Raw genomic sequence first — 19,823 nt, 5'->3', positions numbered from 1 at the left:
ACATGACGAACATGGAAGCAACCGAAACCAGCACCCGCACCGCCGTGTGGCCCACCCTGACCTTCCGCGATGCCCGCGCGATGGCTGCCTTCCTCACCGAGGCCTTCGGCTTCCGGGAAGCCGCGCTCTACGCCCGCGAAGACGACCCGTCGATCATCGAACACGCCGAATTCCGCTGGCCGCTCGGTGGCGGCATCATGTTCGGCTCGGCAGGCAAAGACGACGGTCCATTCGGCAAACGCCCCACCGGCACCGACTCCGTCTACCTGGTGTGCGACAACCCGGACGCGCTCTACGCCCGCGCCTGCGCCGCGGGCGCCGAAGTGGTCCGGGAGCTGCGCGACGAGGACTACGACGCGCGCGGCTTCACCGTCCGCGACCCCGAAGGCAACCTGTGGAGCTTCGGCACCTACTGGGGCGCCTGACGACCCCCGAGTGCCGACCGCGCGATGCAGCGTCGTTCACCGAATGCGGCCGGGTAGCGTCACGCGGGTGATCTCCGCCGACCCCGAACGCATCGGGTTCGAATCCGCATCGGCCCAGCCCGGCGCGAGCGATCACGAGTCGACTACGGCTAGGTGCGGTGACGCGGAGTCCACCGGATGATCGGGCGAGCGGAATGCGGTGGACAATGCCACCAGACACTGGGCAGGATCGCTCGGGTGAACGCACCCGACGCACCCAGCCGGACAGTCTCCCCAGACCAAATCATGCAGTCCGGCTACCCGTACCTGCTCACCACGATGGTGCTCTTCGGTAGTGCGTATGCCAGCTCCAAAGTCGTTGTCGGCGAGATGCCGCATCAGCTCGCCGCTGCGTTGCGCTTCGCTGGCGGTGCGGGTGTGCTCGCACTGCTACTGCTGATAGTCGGGCGCAACCGGACTCCGATCAGCCGGGCGATGGCGATCCGCGCCGGATTGGTCGGCTTGATCGGCGTCTTCGCCTACAACGTGTTCTTCTTCTGGGGGCTGTCGCTGGCGCCGTCACTCGATGGCGCGATCATCATTCCGGTGATAAGTCCGGTTCTGACCACAGCGTTCCTGGTCGTCACCGGTCGAGAGAGCACGTCGCTGCCACGGATCGTCGGGCTGATCATCGCTGTGTGCGGTGCGGCACTGTTCTTCGTGGGCGCCGGTAGCGCAGGGGGGCAATTGAGCGGATCGCGGCTTGCGGGAGACCTGATCTATTTGGGCAGCGCAGTGTGCTGGGCGGTGTACACGATCGTGTCCAAGAGAGTGCTCGTCGGCGTCGACCCATTACGTTCGGCCGCCTATGGCACCAGCGTGGGCGCAGTCGTATTGCTCATCGTCGCGGCGCCGCATCTGCCCAGCACGGACTGGGGCGCGGTGACGGTGGCCGGTTGGGCGAATCTCGTCTACCTGGCGGTGGGACCCACAGCAGTGGCCTTACTGTGCTACGCGCGAGGGTTGAGCGTGGTCGCGCCGTCCACGGCCACCATCATGATGTTCGCGGTCCCTGTCTCCGGCGCGGTGTGCTCGGCGCTGTTCCTGGGTGAGTCGTTCACCACGGGCCAGTTGGTCGGCTCGCTCGTCACCGTGGCGGGGGCGCTGCTCGCTGTCACCCACGGGCAACTTCTGCCGTCACGGACGCGCACCCGCGCCACGAAACCTGTCGCGGGCGCGTCGCCCACCGCGGTCGAGCGTGGTGCTTCGACACGTCGATGACCGCGTCGTGCTGGTCAAGTCACGGTGATGCACGAGCGCCGATCTGCTGGCCCGAAATCATCGGGTACGCGCTTTTCAGCGGTATTGTCCTGTTCGACGGTGCGATCCGTTGGCGATTACACTCGCGTCGGCCAATCAATCCAGCACTGAGCAGGATCGCTCATGTGGACACCGCACACGCGCCCGGCCGATGATCCCGCGAAATTCCCGCTGAGTGTGCCCGCCGGGTACCCGCACTTGGCGCTGACAATGGTGCTGTTCGGCAGCTCGTACGCCAGCTCCAAGGTCGTTGTCGACCACCTTCCGCATCAGCTTGCGGCTGCGTTGCGCTTCGGCGGAGCCGCGCTGGTTCTCGCACTGCCCTTGGCCGTCGGACGCGACCGCACACCGATCCGTCGCGGCTTGGCCATCCGTGCCGGGCTGGTCGGCCTCCTCGGGGTCTTCGCCTACAACGCGTTCTCGTTCTGGGGGTTGTCGTTGGCGCCTTCCCTCGATGGCGCACTCATCATTCCCGTGCTGAGCCCGGTGTTGACCACCACGTTCCTCGTCCTCACCGGCCGTGAACGCACGTCTGCGCCACGCACCCTCGGACTGATCGTCGCCGTGGGTGGAGCATCGCTGTTCTTCGTGAGCGCCAGTAGCGCCGACAACCAGGTAACCGGGGCACGGTTGGGTGGTGATCTCGTCTACCTCTTGGCCGCCGTCTGTTGGGCCGCATACACGATCGTGTCCAAGAAGGTGCTCATCGGGGTCGACCCGTTGCGCGCGACCGCCTATGGGACCAGCGTGGGCGCGGCAGCACTACTCGTGGCCGCGGCTCCGCATCTATCCAGCGTGGAGTGGAGCACCATGACCGCGGCGGGATGGGTCAATGTCATCTACCTGGCAGTCGGACCCACGGCGGTGGCATATCTGCTCTACGCGCGCGGACTGAGTATGGTGACGCCATCGACGGCCACGACCATGATGTTCGCGGTCCCGCTGTCCGGTGCGGCGTGTTCCACGCTGTTTCTCGGTGAGTCCTTCGGCCCCGGCCAGCTGATCGGCGCGCTCATCACCATCGCGGGGGCGCTGCTGGCCATCAGCTGGGCCGATTCCCGGCCCGGAGACCGTCGACGCGCCAACCCGGAACGCCGTACATCTCGAATACCCATAGCGGCGGTGCGTCGACCCTAGTCGACTGGCGGAATATTTGCGGACAATGTCTTTACCGACACTATTGGCCGGAAATTGTTTGTACGAAACTGACTGCCATGAGTATTCAGGTCCTCGTTCCGACAGCTGCAGCGGTTGTGATACCAGTGGCGATTCTGGCAGCCATGGCGGTACTGATGTCCCGCTCTTGGATCTTTTTCGGCGAGGGCCGCGCAGGCTCGTCGGAGGTCGTCGACCGCGATGCGGAACGACTACGAGCAGAGCTGACGGCGATGCGTGGGAGAAGCTGATGTGCGGATACCCCACGGCCGCACACCGAGCGCCGGCATCCGATGGCCGCAGCTCCCGCGCACGCCTTTCGGCTGCGTACACGGGCACACCGCGGCCATCGATTCGCTACACCGTGGCGTCGGCTTTTTCCTTGCCGCTCTTGGGGTCGTAGGTCTCCCAGAACGTGGCCCCGACGATGCCCACCACCTTCGGGTCGAACACCGGGTCCAGACCCGCCTTCTTCTGCCGCTCGTAGTCGCGCAGCGCCTTGTAGGCCGGCTGCTGCAAGATGATGATGCCGACGATATTGAACCAGGCCATCAAACCCACACCGATGTCGCCGAGCGTCCAGGCATCTTCAGCCGTCGCGACCGCACCCACCACGACCGCTACCAAGAGCACTGCCTGCAACAGCAGCGTCGAGTTCGACCCGACGGTACCGCGCAGGACCGGCACTGGAACCGATGCGTACTTGCCGAGCAGGAACCGCAAATTGGTTTCCGCCATGTAGTAGTACGCGATGATCGTGGTTGTACAGAAGAAGGCGAGCGAAACTGCGACAAAGGTCGATCCGGCGCCGCTCCACAACGTATCGAAACCGACCTGAGCGAACGCTGGCCCCACCTCGACATCCGAAGGCAGCGCACCTCCGTCGGCCAGAATCGGCGCGTCTTTGTCGCTACCCTCGAAAACACGGTAGGCACCGGTCGACAAGATGAGGAAGCCAGTCGCGGTGCAGACGAACAGGGTGTCGATATAGACGGCGAAAGCCTGCACCAAGCCCTGTTTGGCCGGGTGCGATACCTCTGCCGCGGCAGCGGCATGCGGCCCAGTCCCCTGCCCTGCCTCGTTGGAGTAGACCCCACGCATGACGCCATATGCGACCGCTGCGCCGATGATCCCGCCGAAGACCGCGTCGGTGCCGAACGCACTGGAGAAGATCAGACTGAAGACACCGGGAAGTTCCGCTGCATTGACGAATATGACGATCAGCGCCAACGCGATATAGGCGACAGCCATGAACGGCACCGCGACCGAGGCGAAAGCCGCGATACGCTTGATGCCACCGATGATCACGAAGGCCAACACGATGGTTGCGCCGATCGCGACCCACCATTTCGAAACGCTCCACGCCGTGTTCATGGCGCCGGACATGGTATTGGATTGCACACCAGGCAACAACAGACCACAGGCGAGCACGGTCACACCCGCGAACAAGAATCCATAGATCCGGAACAGCGGGGCCGCGCGCGTATGCGCCATTGCCCGGCTGAAGTAGTACGCGGGCCCGCCGCGGTACTCTCCAGTGAGCCGGTCACGCGTCTTGTAGATCTGTCCGAGCGTGGACTCGACGAACGACGTCGAAGCCCCGAGGAACGCGACCATCCACATCCAGAACAGCGCCCCCGGCCCACCGAAGGCGATGGCGGTGGCGACGCCGGCGATATTGCCGGTTCCGACCCTACCGGACAATGAAACAGTCAACGCCTGGAAGGACGACACACCCGACGGCGACTTCTCGCCCCGAAGCATCAGTCGGATCATCTCCCCAAACTGCCGCACTTGGACGAACCTGGAGCGTACAGAGAAGTACACTCCAGCAGCCAGACACAGGTAGATCAGCGCATCGCTCCATATGGCGTTTTTCACCGTGTCGAGGAAACCACTCAAAACACTCGCTCCTATCAAGGTATCCGTCTAGGCCGAGATACTTGCACGGTCGGCCCGAGAACCCGTTACCAGTATGTGACATCGGTGTTATGCGCGAAGTTTTTCGGTAAAATACGCCAAGAGATACCAGCTCGGAGCGATACCCTCGGCCGCCAGACAACCACCAGCACACGGCCCGAAACCTAGGCCACCTGTGCTCGGATTCGCGCCGCGACACGAATGGAGTGTTCGAGCAACTCGCTGTCACGAAGGCCAGGCCGCTATACCACAGGATGCGCCACAACCCCACCGGCCGCATTCGAGAACACGTGAGGTCGTCTGCGGGCTCACCCCATAGCCCGTCAGTTGAGACGGACATCGGCGATGACAGCTCGGTGATCGGAGCCAGGGATGGTGAGGCTGTGCAGACGTTCGGCCGTGGCACCGGACAGCAGAACATGGTCGATCCCGATGACCGGACCCCAAGGCCGGTCGGTGGGGTAGGTGGGCAACAACCCCGTCCCGGTGTGATCGGCGGCAGCGGCGAAACCACCGCCCAGCAAGTCGCGGAACGCCTTGTGGTCTCGGGTCGCATTGAAATCGGCGCCCACGACGGCTGGGCCACGATGCGCATCCAAAAGACCTCGGATCGAACGCATTTCCGCGCTCCAGGCGCGAACGTCCAATGGCGGCACCGGATGAAATGCGAAAACCGCAATCGGCCCGCCGGCCGGATGTTCCATCGTCACCGACATATTGTTCAGCAGGAAGCCATCGAATTTCGTGAAGTCCCGCAATGGGTATCGGCTGTAGATGCCGGTACCACCAGCGCTCCCGTCGACCGGCTCGAGGTAGCGGTACGGCAACTCGTCGAGCAGGCCGGAAGCCGCCAGCCTTTCGGCCGCGCGGTTGGTCAACTCGTTGATGGTCAACACGTCGACGTCGTTGCTTCGAACCGCGCCGACCACGGCTGCCGGATCGGCGCCACCGAGGAGCAGATTCGATTGCATGACTGTCAGCCGCGGCCCGGTCGCCGCGTGTCCGTGCGGCACGAACGCCGGCACCAGTGTCCACAGCGCTGCCACAGCCAACACCGCGGCGACCGCGCCACTGCGCCATCCGCGTGCGATCAGCAGCAGCACCGACCCAACGACGGCGCCCACCATCAGATACGACGCCCCCGAGGCGAGCAGCACCAACCCACGCCGCTGCCAATCCCCGAAATGCAGCACAAGCCCTATGGCGCCCAGCACGACAGCGAACCAACCCACTATGAACAAACCTCGGTTCACCAGTGCATACACACGCCCGAGCCTACGGGACCCGCCCGCGTGCTACAGTGCTCGACTCGCTCGCAGCCGAATACGTGCCCTCGCGCACGAATACGAATCGACTTGCCTCAATCCCCGGCACCCACGGATCTCAGTGGCCGAAGACCCTTTCCACCACTGCTTTTGCTCGTCGTGTGACACGCATGTAGTGGTCGAGGAACTCGCTGCCGTCGTCGTTCGGCCACCCCGCCACCCGGGCGACCGCGGACAGCAGACGACCCGGCCCCGGGAGCTGATCGGTCGGTTTACCCCGCACCAGAACAAGCGCATTGCGCGCATTGGTCGCGGTGATCCACGCATCGCGGAGCAGTGCGACATCGGTCGCGTCCAACAACTCCTTGTCCTCGATCACGTCCAAGGCCTGCAGTGTGGAGGTGTTGTGCAGTCCACGGATGCGATGCGCGTGCCGCAACTGCACCAGTTGAACCGTCCACTCGATATCGGCCAGACCTCCGCGACCCAGCTTGGTGTGCGTGGCAGGATCGGCGCCGCGCGGTAGCCGTTCGGCGTCCACCCGGGCCTTGATCCGCCGAATGTCGCGGACCGCGTCGGCCGAGACGCCACCCTCCGGATAGCGCACCGTATCGATCACATGCAGGAAACGCACGCCGAGTTCCTGATCTCCGGCCACCTGGTGTGCGCGCAGCAATGCCTGCACCTCCCACGGCTGCGCCCACTGTTGGTAGTAGGCAGCGTAGGCGGCCAGCGTGCGCACCAACGCGCCGTGCCGGCCCTCGGGCCGCAACCCCGCATCGACGTGCAACGGCGGATCGGTGCTGGGCGCCCCGAGCAGTTGCTGCACCCGGTCGGCTACTCCGATGGCCCATTTGACCGCCTTGGCTTCGTCCTCGCCTTTCCGCGGGTCACAGACGAACAGCACATCGGCGTCGGAGCCGTAGCCGAGTTCCATACCGCCGAGACGACCCATTCCGATCACCGCGATGTCCGCCGGCGCCGCAGCGCCTCGCTCGGCTTCGCTGGCCCGAATCACCGCGCGCAACGAAGCCTCCAACACCGCCACCCACACCGAGGACAAGGCCCGGCACACCTGTGGCACGTCGAGCATGCCGAGCAGGTCGGCCGACGCCACCCGCGCCAGTTCGTGCCTGCGCAGCGAGCGGGCGGCGATCACCGCGCGTTTGGGGTCCTCGTACCGGGCGGACGCAGTGAGAATGCCGCGTGCGACCTCGTCGGGCCGCGGACCCAGCAGAAGCGGACCGTTCGGCCCATCGGCATACATCCGAATCGTTTCCGGCGCGTTGATCAACAGGTCCGGTAAATACTCCGACGAGCCGAGCACGATCATCAGCCGCTGTGCGATCGCGCCCTCGTCGCGCAACTCGCGCAGAAACCAGATCTGGTCGTCGAGCCGCTCCGACACCCGGCGGTAGGCCAACAATCCCGCGTCCGGATTCGGTGTGTCGCCGAGCCATTCGAGCAGCGTCGGCAGCAGCAGGGCTTGAATTCGGCCCTTGCGCGACACTCCACCGGTCAGTGCTTTCAGATGGGAGAATGCGTGTTCCGGCGCGACGTAACCGAGAGCGGCCAACTGCCGGATGGCTGCGGCCTGGCTCAGTCGCAGCGCATCGGAATCCAGGCGGGCAACCGACTCCAACAGCGGCCGGTAGAACAGTTTCGCGTGTAACCGGCGCACCCGCACGGCGTTTCGTCGAATCTCGCCGGCCAGCACACCCGTCACGTCCTGCCGGCCGTCGGGGCGGATATGCGCGGCCCGAGCCAGCCAACGCATGCCCTCTTCGTCGTCGGCCGCGGGCAGAGTATGCGTGCGCCGCATGCGCTGCAGTTGCAGCCGATGCTCCAACAGCCGCAGAAACTCATACGATGCGGCGAGATTCGCCGCATCGTCACGCCCGACGTATCCACCCGCAGCCAACGCCGTGAGCGCGTCGACCGTGCTGGTCACGTGCAAGGTCTCGTCCACCCGCCCGTGCACCAGTTGCAACAGCTGCACAGCGAATTCGACGTCACGCAAGCTGCCCTGACCCAATTTGAGCTCGCGTTCGCGCAGATCGGCGGGCACCAAGTCCTCGACCCTGCGCCGCATCGACTGGACATCGGTGACGAAATCGGGCCGCTCCGACGCCGACCACACCATGCGCATCACCGCATCCCGATACTGCGCGCCGAGAGTGAGGTCGCCGGTCGCTGGACGGTTCTTCAGCAGCGCTTGGAACTCCCAGGTGCGCGCCCACCGCTTGTAGTAGGCCAGATGCGAATCGAGCGTACGCACCAGGGCGCCGGCCTTACCTTCGGGTCGTAGCGCCGCGTCCACCTCGAAAAAGGCCAGATTCGCCACGCTCATCATTTCTGCCGCCAAACGGGTGGCTGTGGGATCGGCGGGCTCGGCGACGAACACCACGTCGACGTCGCTGACATAGTTCAACTCACGCGCGCCGCACTTGCCCATCGCGACCACACTCAGTCGCACCGGCACCGGTTCGTCCTTGCAGACACGCGCTACCGCGACGGCCAATGCCGCCGTCAAGGCAGCGTCGGCCAGGTCGGTGAGGTGTCTGCCCACCACCTGATATGGCAATGTCGGCTCGTTCTCCACCGTGGCAGCCAGGTCCATCGCAGCGAGCAGCATCACCTGGTCGCGGTACCGGTTGCGCAACAGCACCAGCGCCTCTGGGCTCGCGTTCCCGGCGCGAAACAGCATCGGCCCTGCACACGGGCCCTGTTCGGGCCGTGCTTCGACAACGCCCAGTAGATCGGCAACGAGCTCTTCACGGCTGGGTAACTGCTTGCGGCGCAGAACTTCCCAGCGTGCTGGCACAGCAACGAGGTGATCGCCCAGTGCGCTGGACGCACCGAGTAGCGCGAATAGTTTGCCGCGCAACGAGGTATCTTCGCGGATTGCCGAATCGAGTCCGGCCCAGCCTGTTGCGATCTGTTCGCGTAGTCGCACGAGGGTGCTCAGCGCAAGATCTGGATCAGGTGCGCGCGACAACGCCCACAGGACCGAAATACTCTCGACGTTGTCCCAGCCGAGTTCATGAAGGGACGCGGCAGCGGTCGGCTCGAGCAATCCGAGCCGACCGACACCAGGGACAGCGGAGCGGGCAGACGGTGACCGGGCCATGTTTCTCAAACTACAGGGCCGACGGCGGGTAGGCCCGCCGCCGAACATGCTTCGGCTACAGCCCCAGATACTCCTGCAGTTCCAGCGGGGTGACCTGGCTGCGGTAGGCCGCCCATTCCCGACGCTTGTTGCGCAGGAAGAAGTCGAACACGTGCTCGCCCAAGGTCTCCGCGACCAACTCCGAGCGTTCCATCGCCTGCAATGCCTCGTCGAGCGAGCCGGGAAGTTCCCGGAATCCCATCGCGCGCCGCTCGGCAGCGGTCAGCGACCATACGTCGTCCTCCGCCTCCGCGGGCAACGTGTAGCCCTTCTCGATACCCCGCAGACCCGCCGCGAGCAACACGGCGAAAGTCAGATATGGGTTGCACGCCGAGTCTGGACTGCGGATCTCCACCCGTCGCGAGGACGCCTTGTTCGGCGTGTACATCGGCACCCGCACCAGAGCGGAACGATTGGACCGGCCCCACGAGGAGGCCGTCGGCGCCTCGCCGCCGTGGATGAGCCGCTTGTAGGAGTTCACCCACTGATTGGTGACCGCGCTGATCTCGTGCGCATGCTCCAGGATGCCGGCGATGAACGCTCGCGCCGTCTCCGACAGGTTGATCGGGTCGTCGGGGTCGTGGAAAGCGTTCGTCTCGCCCTCGAACATGCTCATGTGGGTGTGCATCGCCGAGCCGGGCCACTGCGCGAACGGCTTGGGCATGAACGTCGCGCGCACGCCCTCGTCGATGGCGACTTCCTTGATCAGATAGCGGAAGGTCATCACGTTGTCGGCCATGGACAGCGCGTCGGCATAGCGCAGGTCGATCTCCTGCTGGCCGGGAGCGCCTTCGTGGTGGCTGAACTCCACCGAGATGCCCATGGATTCCAACGCGTCGATGGCATGGCGACGAAAGTTCGGCGCGGCATCGTGCACCGCCTGATCGAAGAAGCCTCCGCTGTCGGCCGGTACCGGCGGGCTGCCTTCCGGCGTGCCGTTCTTCAGCAGAAAGAACTCGATCTCGGGGTGGACGTAGCAGCTGAAGCCCGCGTCACCGACCTTGTTGAGCTGGCGGCGCAATACATGGCGCGGATCTGCCCAGGACGGCGACCCGTCGGGCATGGTGATATCGCAGAACATGCGCGCCGAATGTTGGTGGCCCTTGCTGGTGGCCCATGGCAGCACCTGGAATGTCGACGGATCAGGCCGAGCGACCACGTCGGCCTCCGAGACCCGGGCGAAGCCTTCGATGGCCGAGCCGTCGAAGCCGATGCCCTCCTCGAATGCTCCCTCGAGCTCGGCGGGTGCGATCGCGACGGACTTCAGAAAGCCCAATACGTCTGTGAACCAGAGACGCACGAAGCGGATGTCCCGCTCTTCGAGCGTCCGCAGCACGAATTCTTTCTGGCGATCCATGCCCGCGAGCGTAAGCATACAGCGTTAAATCTGTATTACATACACGCTCCAGATTTCCCCGCGGATCGCGGGAGACCGAGCCCGAGCAGCCGAACCGAGTCCGGTCGGCACATCGCCGAACCGAGTCCAGTCGGCACATCGAGGACCACGGTTCGTCCGCGGCCGACTTCGCGACCCCGTAGTAGGTGGGGCGAGGTCAGCAGGTGAGCCCTGGCGCGGGCTCGGTCAGATCGATCAGATAGGCGATGACCGCCTCGTCCACACACGCAGAACCCACGTCTTCCCCGAATACGACCGTGTGCTGATCTCCTTGGTGAGTGATCAGCGCCGCATCCAATTGGTCGGCCAAGTCGACACCGGCCTGGTATGGCGTGGCCGGATCGCCGGTGGTGGACACCACCACCGTCTTCGGTAGCCCGGCCACCGAGATGCGATGCGGTTCACTGGTGTTCGGTACGGGCCAGAACGCACACAACTCCAGTGGCGCTGCGCCGGTGCCGCGGCCGTCGTCCAGGAACGGCGCGATCGCACGGAATTCGGTATCTTGTCGGCCGGCGACAGCGCGGTCGGTGATGCGCGGATCATCCACACAGCGAATCGCATTGAACGCATCTTCTCTGTTGCTGTAGCTGCCATCATCGCGACGGCCGACATACAGGTCGGCCAGCGCCAGCAACGTGTCACCACGTCCGTCACGCAACTGCAACAGCGCTGCGGTGAGCGTCGGCCACAGTTCGTCGCTGTAGAGGGCTTGACCGACGCCGGTGGTGGCGTCACCGTACGTCAGCCCACGCTGGTCCTCGGTCGGCGCCGGGGTGTCCCACAGTGGGTCCAACAACTCTCGGAACTGATGCACTGCCTGCGTAGGATCGGTGCCCAGCGGGCAGTCCGGCCGCTGGACGCAGTCCGCGGCATAGGCATCGAAGGCACTTTGGAATCCCGCGGCCTGCCGCAGCGACTCCTGCAAGGGGTCTTGTTGGGGATCGACGGCACCGTCGAGCACCAGTGCACGCACACGAGTCGGAAACTTCTCCGCATACGCTGCGCCGATCCTGGTGCCGTAGGAGTACCCCAGATACGTGAGCGCGTCATCGCCCAACACCGCGCGGATCACGTCGAGATCTTGGACCACTTCCCGGGTACCGACATGTGCCAGGAAGTCCGTGCCCGAACGCTGGGTACAGCTATCGACATATCGACCGATGTCCGCCTCGGACTCCGCAATACCTTCCGGCGAATTGTCTTCCTGCGGCTCGGCGCGCTCGGCATCGCGTTGCTCGGCGGTCCAACAGCTGATCAGGGGGGTGGAGGCGCCAACTCCACGGGGATCGAAACCGATGCGGTCGAAGCGCTCGGCCACCGGCGTGTCGAGGCCCGTCACCGCCGTGAACAGTCCGGACACCCCGGGACCGCCTGGATTGATCACCAACGAACCGATCCGCTGCCCGGTCGCTTCGAGCCGAGACAGTGCGATCCGAGCCGTCGGCCCGTCCGGCTGCGCATAGTCGATCGGCACCGTGACCCGAGCACACTGGACGACCGGCGGAAGAAACTCTGCCGACTCGCCCAGCTCGCCACAATCACCCCACTGCACGGTTTGGTCGTAGAACTTCCCCAGGCCGGCCGGTCGCGGCGTCGACTGCTCAGCTTCGGTACCGGTGTCCGCGCACGCCGCGACCACCAGCATCAGCATCACCAACATGAACGCCCCGCGCCCACGGCCCACTATCGACATGTCCTGATAGTGCCATTCCACCGATGATCACGCCCAACTCCGACAATTCGGCCGCCGCGCTGTGACCAATTACATCCAGAGCTGCTCTTCGTCCGGTCCGGTGCCGGGTGGCAGACTGAACCTCGTCAGACAATCCCGGGGACCCGTACGGGCCTCGAGGCGAATAGACGAAAGGGACGATGTTGTCCAAATCCGATTCGGAAATCCCGGCCTATGGCGCTGCTCCCGCGACGTCGACCGCACCTGGGAAGCCCATGCGCAAGACCCGGGTGCACCACCTGCAACAGATGAAGACCGAGGGTACACGCTGGGGGATGTTGACCGCCTACGACTATTCCTCGGCCCGACTGTTCGAACAAGCCGGCATCCCGGTGCTGCTGGTCGGTGACTCTGCGGCCAATGTCGTGTACGGCTACGACACCACCGTGCCCATCACAGCGGAGGAACTACTGCCCTTGGTGCGCGCTGTCGTGCGCGGTGCGCCACACGCATTGGTCGTGGGTGATCTGCCGTTCGGCAGCTACGAGTCCTCGCCGCACCAGGCATTGGCCACCGCGACGCGGTTCATGAAGGAAGGCGGGGCCCAAGCGGTGAAGCTGGAGGGCGGTGAGCGCGTCGCCGAACAGATCGCGCTGATCACCGCTGCGGGTATCCCGGTGATGGCGCACATCGGCTTCACCCCGCAAAGCGTGAACAGTTTGGGCGGCTTCCGCGTGCAGGGTCGCGGCGACAGCGCCGAGAAGCTGATCGCCGATGCCATTGCGGTGCAGGAGGCGGGTGCATTCGCGGTGATCATCGAGATGGTGCCCGCAGACCTCGCCGGACAGGTCACCCGCAAGCTGACCATTCCCACCGTCGGTATCGGCGCGGGCGCCGATACCGACGGCCAAGTCCTCGTCTGGCAGGACATGGCCGGCTACACCACGGGAAAGACGGCGAAATTCGTCAAGCGCTTCGGTGCTGTAGGCGACGAGTTACGCGCCGCGGCGACCGCATACGCCGACGAGGTGCGTCGCGGCGTCTTCCCGGGGCCTGAACACAGCTTCTGACCCACGACGCCGACGCCGATCGGGTCGGTGCGCCTCGCCGCGCGCCGCCCGGTCGGCCGGGGGCTGCCCCGGACTGTCGGCGACCGAATCGAACGAGTATCCGCCGGTCGGTGGAATCAATGGCAGACTCGATGCCGACAATACCGACACGAGCAGAGGTACCGATGCGCTACAGCCGTTGGATTTCACGCCATGCCCGGCTGGCGGCAGGCGTCCTCGTCGCCGTGGCGCTCACCGCCTGTGGCAGCGAGTCGCTTCCCGCCCCTTCCGGAAGTTCGGGTTCGACCACCACGGTATCGCCCACCGAGCCCTCGGCGACCGCCGCGCCCGACACCACCTCCGGCGACGCCGGCCCGAACAACGCGGAAGTCTCCGACACGGCGGCGACTCAACTCTGTGACCTGATCGAGCCCGAGCTGTCCAACTGGCGGATACAGGGGCCGACGTTGGGCAAGATCGGGCTCCATACGCTCCTGGCCGAATGGGTGTTTCGCAATAGCGAGGTCGCCCCCACCATAGCGACGGACAAAGCCATCATCGACCGGGTCACCGCGCAACACTGTCCGGACGTTCGACGGCAGGCTCTGGAAGCACTGAAAATCCCCGACCTGGCCTCGGGTCTGGTGTTCTGATCGGAGCGAGCGCATGCGTACTCTCTACCCGGAGATCCAGCCGCACGACTCCGGCATGCTGGCGGTCGGCGACGGGCAGTCGGTGTATTGGGAAGTCAGCGGCAGCCCGGACGGCAAACCGGTGGTGTTCCTGCACGGTGGACCCGGCGGCGCCACCGCGCCACACCACCGTCGGTTCTTCGATCCACTCGCCTACCGGATCGTGCTGTTCGACCAGCGCGGTTGCGGACGATCCACCCCGCACCTCGCCGATGACCCGAGCCTGGAGCACAACACCACCCGACACTTGGTCGCCGATATCGAGAGATTGCGCGAGTTCTTGGGCGTCGAACGCTGGCAGGTGTTCGGCGGCTCGTGGGGTTCGACGCTCGCGCTGGCCTACGCGCAGCAGCATCCCCACCGGGTGACCGAGTTGGTGCTGCGTGGCATCTTCCTGTTGCGACGCATGGAAATCGACTGGTACTACAACGGCGCCGCCGGCTACGTCTACCCGGACGCGTGGGCGAAGTTTCTCGCGCCGGTACCGGAGGACGAACGCGACCACGACCTCGTCGAGGTCTACCATCGGCTGCTGCACTCGCCGGATGAGCAGGTCGCGCTGGCGGCCGGGGTCGCCTGGTCCAGCTGGGAAGCGGCGACGAGTTCGTTACTGCCGCAACCGGAGCGACTCGCGGAGATGTCGGCAGCACGGTTCGCGCTGGCGTTCGCCAGGATCGAGAACCACTACTTTCGCCACGGGGGTTTCCTCGACGAGGGGCAGCTGCTCCGCGACATCGGCGCTGTCGTGCACATCCCGGCGGTGATCGTGCAGGGCCGCCACGACATCGTCTGCCCATCGGTGAGCGCGTGGGAACTCCATCGCGCATGGCCCGGTTCGGTGCTGCACATCGTCGACGATGCGGGGCACGCGGCCACCGAACCCGGTATCACTCATCAACTGATCGAAGCCACCGACCGATTCGCGAAGCCGAGGTGAGCACTGTGAGCACGGCAGGGGAAGCACTCGTAGCCGCGCTACGCGACGACATCGACCAACTCGTGGCCACCGAACCGCAGGTGCGCGTGGATGCACCGGACTCGGTGCACCAGATGCGGGTGGCCACCCGCAGGCTGCGCAGTGTGCTGCGCTCCTATCGTGGCCTGCTCGCCCGCAAACCGGCCGCCGCGCTGGGCGGCGAACTCAAGTGGTTGGCCGGATTGCTCGGGGAGGCGCGCGACGCGGAAGTACGCGCCGACCGGTTCGCCACGCTGCTGGCCGAGCACGCCGAGCACGCCGCACCAGCCGAACTGGACGCCACCACCGCGCGCCTGGTGGACACCGAGCTGGATCGCTATCGCGCCGCGCACGACGAGGTGCTGGCCGCATTGACAAGCGGGCGCTATCGCCAACTGCGCGACCGGCTCACCGAGTGGCGCACCGATCCCCCACTGCGCGACTCCCGCGCCGTGGCGCATGCGACGAAGGTTTTCGGTGACGTACTGCGACACGACCTCGGTCGGGTGGAATCGCTCGTGCATGCCGAACACACCGTTGCCGAGACACAGCGCGTCGAGCTGCTGCACGACATCCGCAAGAGCGCCAAACGCTTACGGTATTCCTGCGAGGCGGCGCGGCAAACGGTCGGCGATCCTGCGGCCGATCTCGGCAAGCGCGCGAAGAAGCTGCAAACCGTGCTCGGCGATCACCGAGACGCGGTGGAGTCGCACGAGACGATTCTGGGCCGGGCCGCCGACGCGGCAACACACGGCGAGCGCGCCGATCTCTATGAACTTCTCGCTGCCGCCGAGAATGCCGCGGCCAGTCGTGAGCTGAGCCGCTACCCAGCCACCGCCGCGGCCTTGCTCGAGTAACGCCGCCGGGAGGCAGTGGCGCCGGTCGTCGGCCGGCGCCGGTCGTCGGCCGGGTGACCCTGTGCCCAGCGGCGTCAACCCTATTGCAGCGCCAGCATTGTGCCATTCAGCTGGTGGAGCGGCCCGTACACCGTGAAGGTGACCCGACCACCCGGGACCGAAGCCGACACCTGGGCAGCCGAGTCCAGCGCGTGACCGAACGAGGCGGCCGACGGATGGGGCAGCCCTGCGACGGCGAGACCGATGCGGTTGTGGTGCACCCACGCCGTATCGGCTGGGTTGAGGTCGACCTGAATCCCGCCTGGCAATGGAGTGACCGTCACCGCGCCGGCCGATCCGGCGCCCAACACCCCGAAAACCGAAGCGGCGCCGGCGACCAACGCGCCGGCGACCATTGAGCGAACTACGCGCATATGAATTGAGACCTGCTTCCCGCGATCGAGTACAAGTGGCCCGGAGCCGCCCTGCACCGGGCTGTGCCAACGGCGAATACCTTATGACGTCGATCACGAGAAAGGCCAGTTCCGCGCCGATCGATCCGACGAAATTTCTCGCGCGGCGGCACGCCGGCTCCCCTCGTGCGGAGCCGGCTCGGCGCCTACGGACAATCTTCGCTCGGTCACGAAAAGCCATGGGCAGCACGCCCAGCGCCTCATGGCGGGCAAACGGCTACCCATAACTGTGGCCGAGTACCTGCAAAAGTTCCCTCTCCCTGCGCAAGTTCCCAATACCATGACCTGGCGAGGAGGATTGGGTGCTATATCCCAGCGTTTCGGCTCACCGAGCGAGTCGGGCGGACCCGACGAACTACCCGAGAAGGGTTCAACCCCATGCAGGAAACAGGGATCGACTTCAGCGAACCCCCAATCGACGTCGGTGGCGTCGAAAAACGAACCGACGAAGTCTGCTCGAAGGTCGCGCCCGGTCGGTACCTGATCGATGGGCGCGAGATCGCTCTTCCTGTTGTTGTACGCGATGCATCGCTGCTATCGAGCACGTTTCTCGTCGACGCAGCCGCCGCCCAGCAGATGATCGCGCAGTCGGGCTATCGGGTCGTGAAATTCCTGCCCGGCAAAGCCATCGTGATGCTCACGTGCGTCGACTACCGGGACAACGATCTCGGGGACTACAACGAGGGAGCAATCAACCTTTTCGTGACCACCCCGGGCGAGAAGAGACCACTGCCTGTCGTGGGCCCGCTGCTCGGCCTCGTGAACGGCACGCTGAAGAGCTTCATCTACCGCATGCCGGTGGACCAAGAGTTCACCACGCATGCCGGGCGCTACATCTGGGGATTCCCGAAGTGGATCACCCATGTCGACGTCGAGTTCGGCGCGCAAACAGCCACCGGGACCTTTGTCGACGACGGCGAGCTGGTGTATTCGATTACCACCAAGACCGGAGGAACGCGGGTCCAAAAGAACCAGGCGATTACGAGTCTCGCCATCCGAAATGGCCGAGCCTGGAAGACCGCCGGCTCCAGTAGAGGCTCGGGAGTCACGTTCCGTCCGGGCGGGCAGGTCCCCGAGATCGGCGCCACACACCCGCTGGCAAACGAGCTCCGCATGCTCGGGCTTCCCAAAAAGCCGCTGATGACGATTTCCGTCGCCAAGGCCCAAATGCAGTTCGGCAGCCCGGAGAGCGTCGAGATCGGTTCTGCTTTTCCCTCCTAGCCGAAGCCTCTGCTGGCCGACAGCCGCCCCACGAGTACAAGGAGAATGGTCATGAGCGAGACAATCCAGACGCTCGACGCGGCCGATCCGATCGATGCGATCATTGGACAACTGCGCGAGAACGGTGCGGTCGTCATCGAGGATTTCCTCGATGACGACCTGCTGAACAGATTCAACGCCGAGATCGGCGATGTTCTGGACACGGTTCCCGAAGGGCGTGAGCTGTCGAACCCGCTGCACATGGCGTTTTTCGGCGCACAGACCAGACACCTGTCCGGTGTTGCCGGCTACTCGCGCATCTTTGCCACTGAAGTTCTGTGTCATCCGCTCTACAAGGCCATCGCCGACGACATCTTGCTACCGTTCTGCAGCAACTATCGCCTCAACGTCGCGCACGTGCTCGACCGCGGTCCCGGCTCCGAGCAGCAGTTTCCGCATCGCGACGAGGACGTGTGGATCCACTTGCCGCGACCGCATCCCGAGATTCAGCTGGCCTCGGTGATCGCCTTGAACGACTTCACCGCCCAGAACGGGGCGACCCGTGTGGTCCCCGGTAGCCACCGTTGGGACCCACAGCGCATCGCAAGCCCGGACGAGCTGGTGCCTGCCGAGATGCGCGCGGGATCGGCCGTGGTCTACTTGGGATCGACCATCCATGGGGGAGGCCCGAACACCACCGAGGACACGCGGCGAAGGGGAATGCACCTGAGCTTCAACGTCGGCTGGCTACGGACCGAGGAGAACAACTACCTTGTCAATCCCATCGAGACGGTCCGTGATCTTCCCGAACGTGCACAAGAGCTGCTCGGGTATCGCGTCCACGACGCGAGCGCGCACGGCGGGGGCGCAGTGGGACTCTATCGGTCCAACGACCCCCTGGAAATGATCCGAGCAGGACAACTCTGACCTGCGTTCGCTACGGCGTGGCGGCGGGTCGCTGCTCGTGGTGGCGCGAACGAGTCGGTCTGTAAGCCGGATCCTGTCCCCGGTTGGTCCGGGGGGCGGCCATCCATCTGAGCACACCGTTGCCGGGTGCTTCGAGCGGTCCACCCGCAAGCTCGGGCGAGCAGCCCTCGAGCGCCTGCGCAGCCGCACCGCGCACGATGCGACCTTCGACCTTGCTCCAGGCGGGGTTTACCCAGCCGCGCCGGTCACCCGGCGCGCTGGTGCGCTCTTACCGCACCGTTTCACCCTTACCGCACAGCCTCCTGGGAGACCGTGGGCGGTCTGTTTTCTGTGGCACTGTCCCGCGGGTCGCCCCGGGTTGCCGTTAGCAACCGCCTTGCTCTGTGGAGTCCGGACTTTCCTCGGCGCCGGGCGGCGACATATTCATGCCCGTACCCAGCGTCGCGGCCGCCCGACCGACTCGTTCGCCCTACCAGGATAAGGGGTACGGTGAATGGTCATGGAACGTGTCGAGGTCAGCTTCCCATCTGGCGGCGAGCAATGCGCGGCGTGGCTCTATTACCCCGACGGCCCGTCCAAGCCCCGCCCGCTGGTGGTGATGGGACACGGCGTGGGCGCCAATCGCGAAATGGGATTGGATCGCTACGCGCGCCGCTTCGCCGCCGCCGGCATGGCTGTCCTGGTGTTCGACTACCGGCATTTCGGCGCCAGCGAGGGTACGCCGCGCCAACTGTTGGACATCCGGCGACAACGCGAGGACTGGCATGCCGCCATTGCCTACGCGCGCACTGTCCGCGGTGTGGACGCGACGCGAATCGCCCTGTGGGGAACATCGTTCGGCGCCGGTCACGCCTTGTCGGTCGCGCCGGACGACGCCTATGTCGCCGCAGTGGTCGCGCAAGCGCCGTTCACCAGCGGCGTCTCCTCCATTCTGGCGAAGGGCCCGATCAGCATGGCCAAGGTCAGCGCCATCGCGACCGCGGACATGCTGTTCGGCTGGCTCCGACGTAAACCCATCGGCATTCGACTGGCCGGTGGCAAGAATGCCGGCGCATTGATGAGCGCGCCCGACGTACCGAGCGGTTACGGTCGATTGGCCGAAGAAAGCGAAAGTTACGAGCCGAAGGTCGCCGCGCGCGTGGCGTTCTGGATTGTGCTCGACGCTCCTGGCCGCCGCGCGAGTGCATTGAAAATGCCCGTTCTCTACGCATTGTGCGACGACGATTCCATCACTCCGGTGAAGCCCGCGCTGCGGGCCGCGGAGCGCACGAAACATGCGACTGTCAAACGCTATCCCGCGGGGCACTTCGACATCTATTTCGATGATTTGTTCGAAAAGGCCGTAGCCGACCAGACGGAATTCTTGGTATCGGTGCTGCGACCCTGA

17 protein-coding genes and 1 other RNA gene are annotated in these 19,823 nt (G+C 65.2%); 11 read left to right on the top strand and 7 right to left on the bottom strand.

The features are described 5' to 3' along the window. The first annotated feature begins 2 nt into the window (after positions 1-2). The 4 genes from K940_RS0109805 to K940_RS32915 all read left to right on the top strand — a co-directional run bounded on the left by K940_RS0109805 (position 3) and on the right by K940_RS32915 (position 3,130). Complete coding sequence (locus tag K940_RS0109805) at positions 3-425, top strand: VOC family protein (protein ID WP_081706268.1); 423 nt, start codon at positions 3-5, stop codon at positions 423-425. Positions 426-662: 237 nt separating this feature from the next. Continuing rightward, positions 663-1,685: a DMT family transporter gene (locus tag K940_RS0109795; RefSeq protein ID WP_196812156.1), complete on the top strand. Its 1,023-nt coding sequence runs from the start codon at positions 663-665 to the stop codon at positions 1,683-1,685. A gap of 162 nt (positions 1,686-1,847) precedes the next feature. After that, positions 1,848-2,861 carry a DMT family transporter gene (locus K940_RS27695; RefSeq protein ID WP_081706256.1) on the top strand — a complete coding sequence of 338 codons (1,014 nt, stop codon included), beginning with the start codon at positions 1,848-1,850 and terminating at the stop codon, positions 2,859-2,861. A 77-nt stretch (positions 2,862-2,938) separates the two neighbouring features. Then, on the top strand, positions 2,939-3,130 hold the full coding sequence (locus tag K940_RS32915) for a hypothetical protein (RefSeq protein ID WP_028477380.1): 192 nt from the start codon (positions 2,939-2,941) through the stop codon (positions 3,128-3,130). Between the two features lie 106 nt (positions 3,131-3,236). On the opposite strand, the gene K940_RS0109780 is transcribed toward K940_RS32915, so the two are convergent. The 5 genes from K940_RS0109780 to K940_RS0109760 form a co-directional block, all read right to left on the bottom strand. After that, on the bottom strand, positions 3,237-4,781 hold the full coding sequence (locus tag K940_RS0109780) for a sodium:alanine symporter family protein (RefSeq protein ID WP_028477379.1): 1,545 nt from the start codon (positions 4,779-4,781) through the stop codon (positions 3,237-3,239). 341 nt (positions 4,782-5,122) lie between these two features. Further along, positions 5,123-6,031: an endonuclease/exonuclease/phosphatase family protein gene (locus K940_RS0109775; RefSeq protein ID WP_051407062.1), complete on the bottom strand. Its 909-nt coding sequence runs from the start codon at positions 6,029-6,031 to the stop codon at positions 5,123-5,125. Positions 6,032-6,182: 151 nt separating this feature from the next. Beyond that, positions 6,183-9,194 (bottom strand): bifunctional [glutamine synthetase] adenylyltransferase/[glutamine synthetase]-adenylyl-L-tyrosine phosphorylase, encoded by a 3,012-nt coding sequence (locus tag K940_RS0109770; RefSeq protein ID WP_028477377.1) that lies wholly within the window; start codon positions 9,192-9,194, stop codon positions 6,183-6,185. A 55-nt stretch (positions 9,195-9,249) separates the two neighbouring features. Beyond that, positions 9,250-10,590 carry a type I glutamate--ammonia ligase gene (gene glnA, locus K940_RS0109765; RefSeq protein ID WP_028477376.1) on the bottom strand — a complete coding sequence of 447 codons (1,341 nt, stop codon included), beginning with the start codon at positions 10,588-10,590 and terminating at the stop codon, positions 9,250-9,252. Between the two features lie 196 nt (positions 10,591-10,786). Beyond that, positions 10,787-12,325, bottom strand: a complete 1,539-nt coding sequence (locus K940_RS0109760) for an alpha/beta hydrolase (RefSeq protein WP_028477375.1) — start codon at positions 12,323-12,325, stop codon at positions 10,787-10,789. Positions 12,326-12,504: 179 nt separating this feature from the next. On the opposite strand from K940_RS0109760, the gene panB reads away from it, so the two are divergent. The 4 genes from panB (at position 12,505) to K940_RS0109740 (ending at position 15,857) form a co-directional block, all read left to right on the top strand. Further along, positions 12,505-13,374: a 3-methyl-2-oxobutanoate hydroxymethyltransferase gene (gene panB / locus K940_RS0109755; protein WP_036528109.1), complete on the top strand. Its 870-nt coding sequence runs from the start codon at positions 12,505-12,507 to the stop codon at positions 13,372-13,374. Positions 13,375-13,538: 164 nt separating this feature from the next. Further along, positions 13,539-14,006 carry a hypothetical protein gene (locus tag K940_RS0109750; protein WP_028477373.1) on the top strand — a complete coding sequence of 156 codons (468 nt, stop codon included), beginning with the start codon at positions 13,539-13,541 and terminating at the stop codon, positions 14,004-14,006. A gap of 13 nt (positions 14,007-14,019) precedes the next feature. Next, the gene (gene pip / locus K940_RS0109745) at positions 14,020-14,982 is read left to right on the top strand and encodes a prolyl aminopeptidase (RefSeq protein WP_028477372.1); all 963 of its coding nucleotides are present in this window, start codon (positions 14,020-14,022) and stop codon (positions 14,980-14,982) included. A 5-nt stretch (positions 14,983-14,987) separates the two neighbouring features. Further along, entirely contained in the window at positions 14,988-15,857 is an 870-nt protein-coding gene (locus K940_RS0109740) for a CHAD domain-containing protein (protein ID WP_028477371.1), read from the top strand. Between the two features lie 80 nt (positions 15,858-15,937). Here the strand turns inward: K940_RS0109740 and K940_RS0109735 are convergent, their stop codons facing one another. Next, positions 15,938-16,270: a hypothetical protein gene (locus K940_RS0109735; protein WP_028477370.1), complete on the bottom strand. Its 333-nt coding sequence runs from the start codon at positions 16,268-16,270 to the stop codon at positions 15,938-15,940. 417 nt (positions 16,271-16,687) lie between these two features. Between K940_RS0109735 and K940_RS0109730 the strand changes: the two genes are divergently transcribed. Further along, positions 16,688-17,530 carry an acetoacetate decarboxylase family protein gene (locus tag K940_RS0109730; RefSeq protein ID WP_051407052.1) on the top strand — a complete coding sequence of 281 codons (843 nt, stop codon included), beginning with the start codon at positions 16,688-16,690 and terminating at the stop codon, positions 17,528-17,530. 51 nt (positions 17,531-17,581) lie between these two features. Then, positions 17,582-18,436, top strand: a complete 855-nt coding sequence (locus K940_RS0109725; protein WP_028477368.1) for a phytanoyl-CoA dioxygenase family protein — start codon at positions 17,582-17,584, stop codon at positions 18,434-18,436. Positions 18,437-18,482: 46 nt separating this feature from the next. Here the strand turns inward: K940_RS0109725 and rnpB are convergent. Next, an RNA gene (gene rnpB / locus K940_RS30725) (RNase P RNA component class A) lies at positions 18,483-18,899 on the bottom strand. 36 nt (positions 18,900-18,935) lie between these two features. On the opposite strand from rnpB, the gene K940_RS0109720 reads away from it, so the two are divergent. Then, complete coding sequence (locus tag K940_RS0109720) at positions 18,936-19,823, top strand: alpha/beta hydrolase (RefSeq protein WP_028477367.1); 888 nt, start codon at positions 18,936-18,938, stop codon at positions 19,821-19,823.

The organism is Nocardia sp. CNY236 (genome assembly GCF_000482385.1).
Classification (GTDB): Bacteria; Actinomycetota; Actinomycetes; order Mycobacteriales; family Mycobacteriaceae; genus Nocardia.
This window is presented reverse-complemented; position numbering and strand designations above follow the sequence as displayed.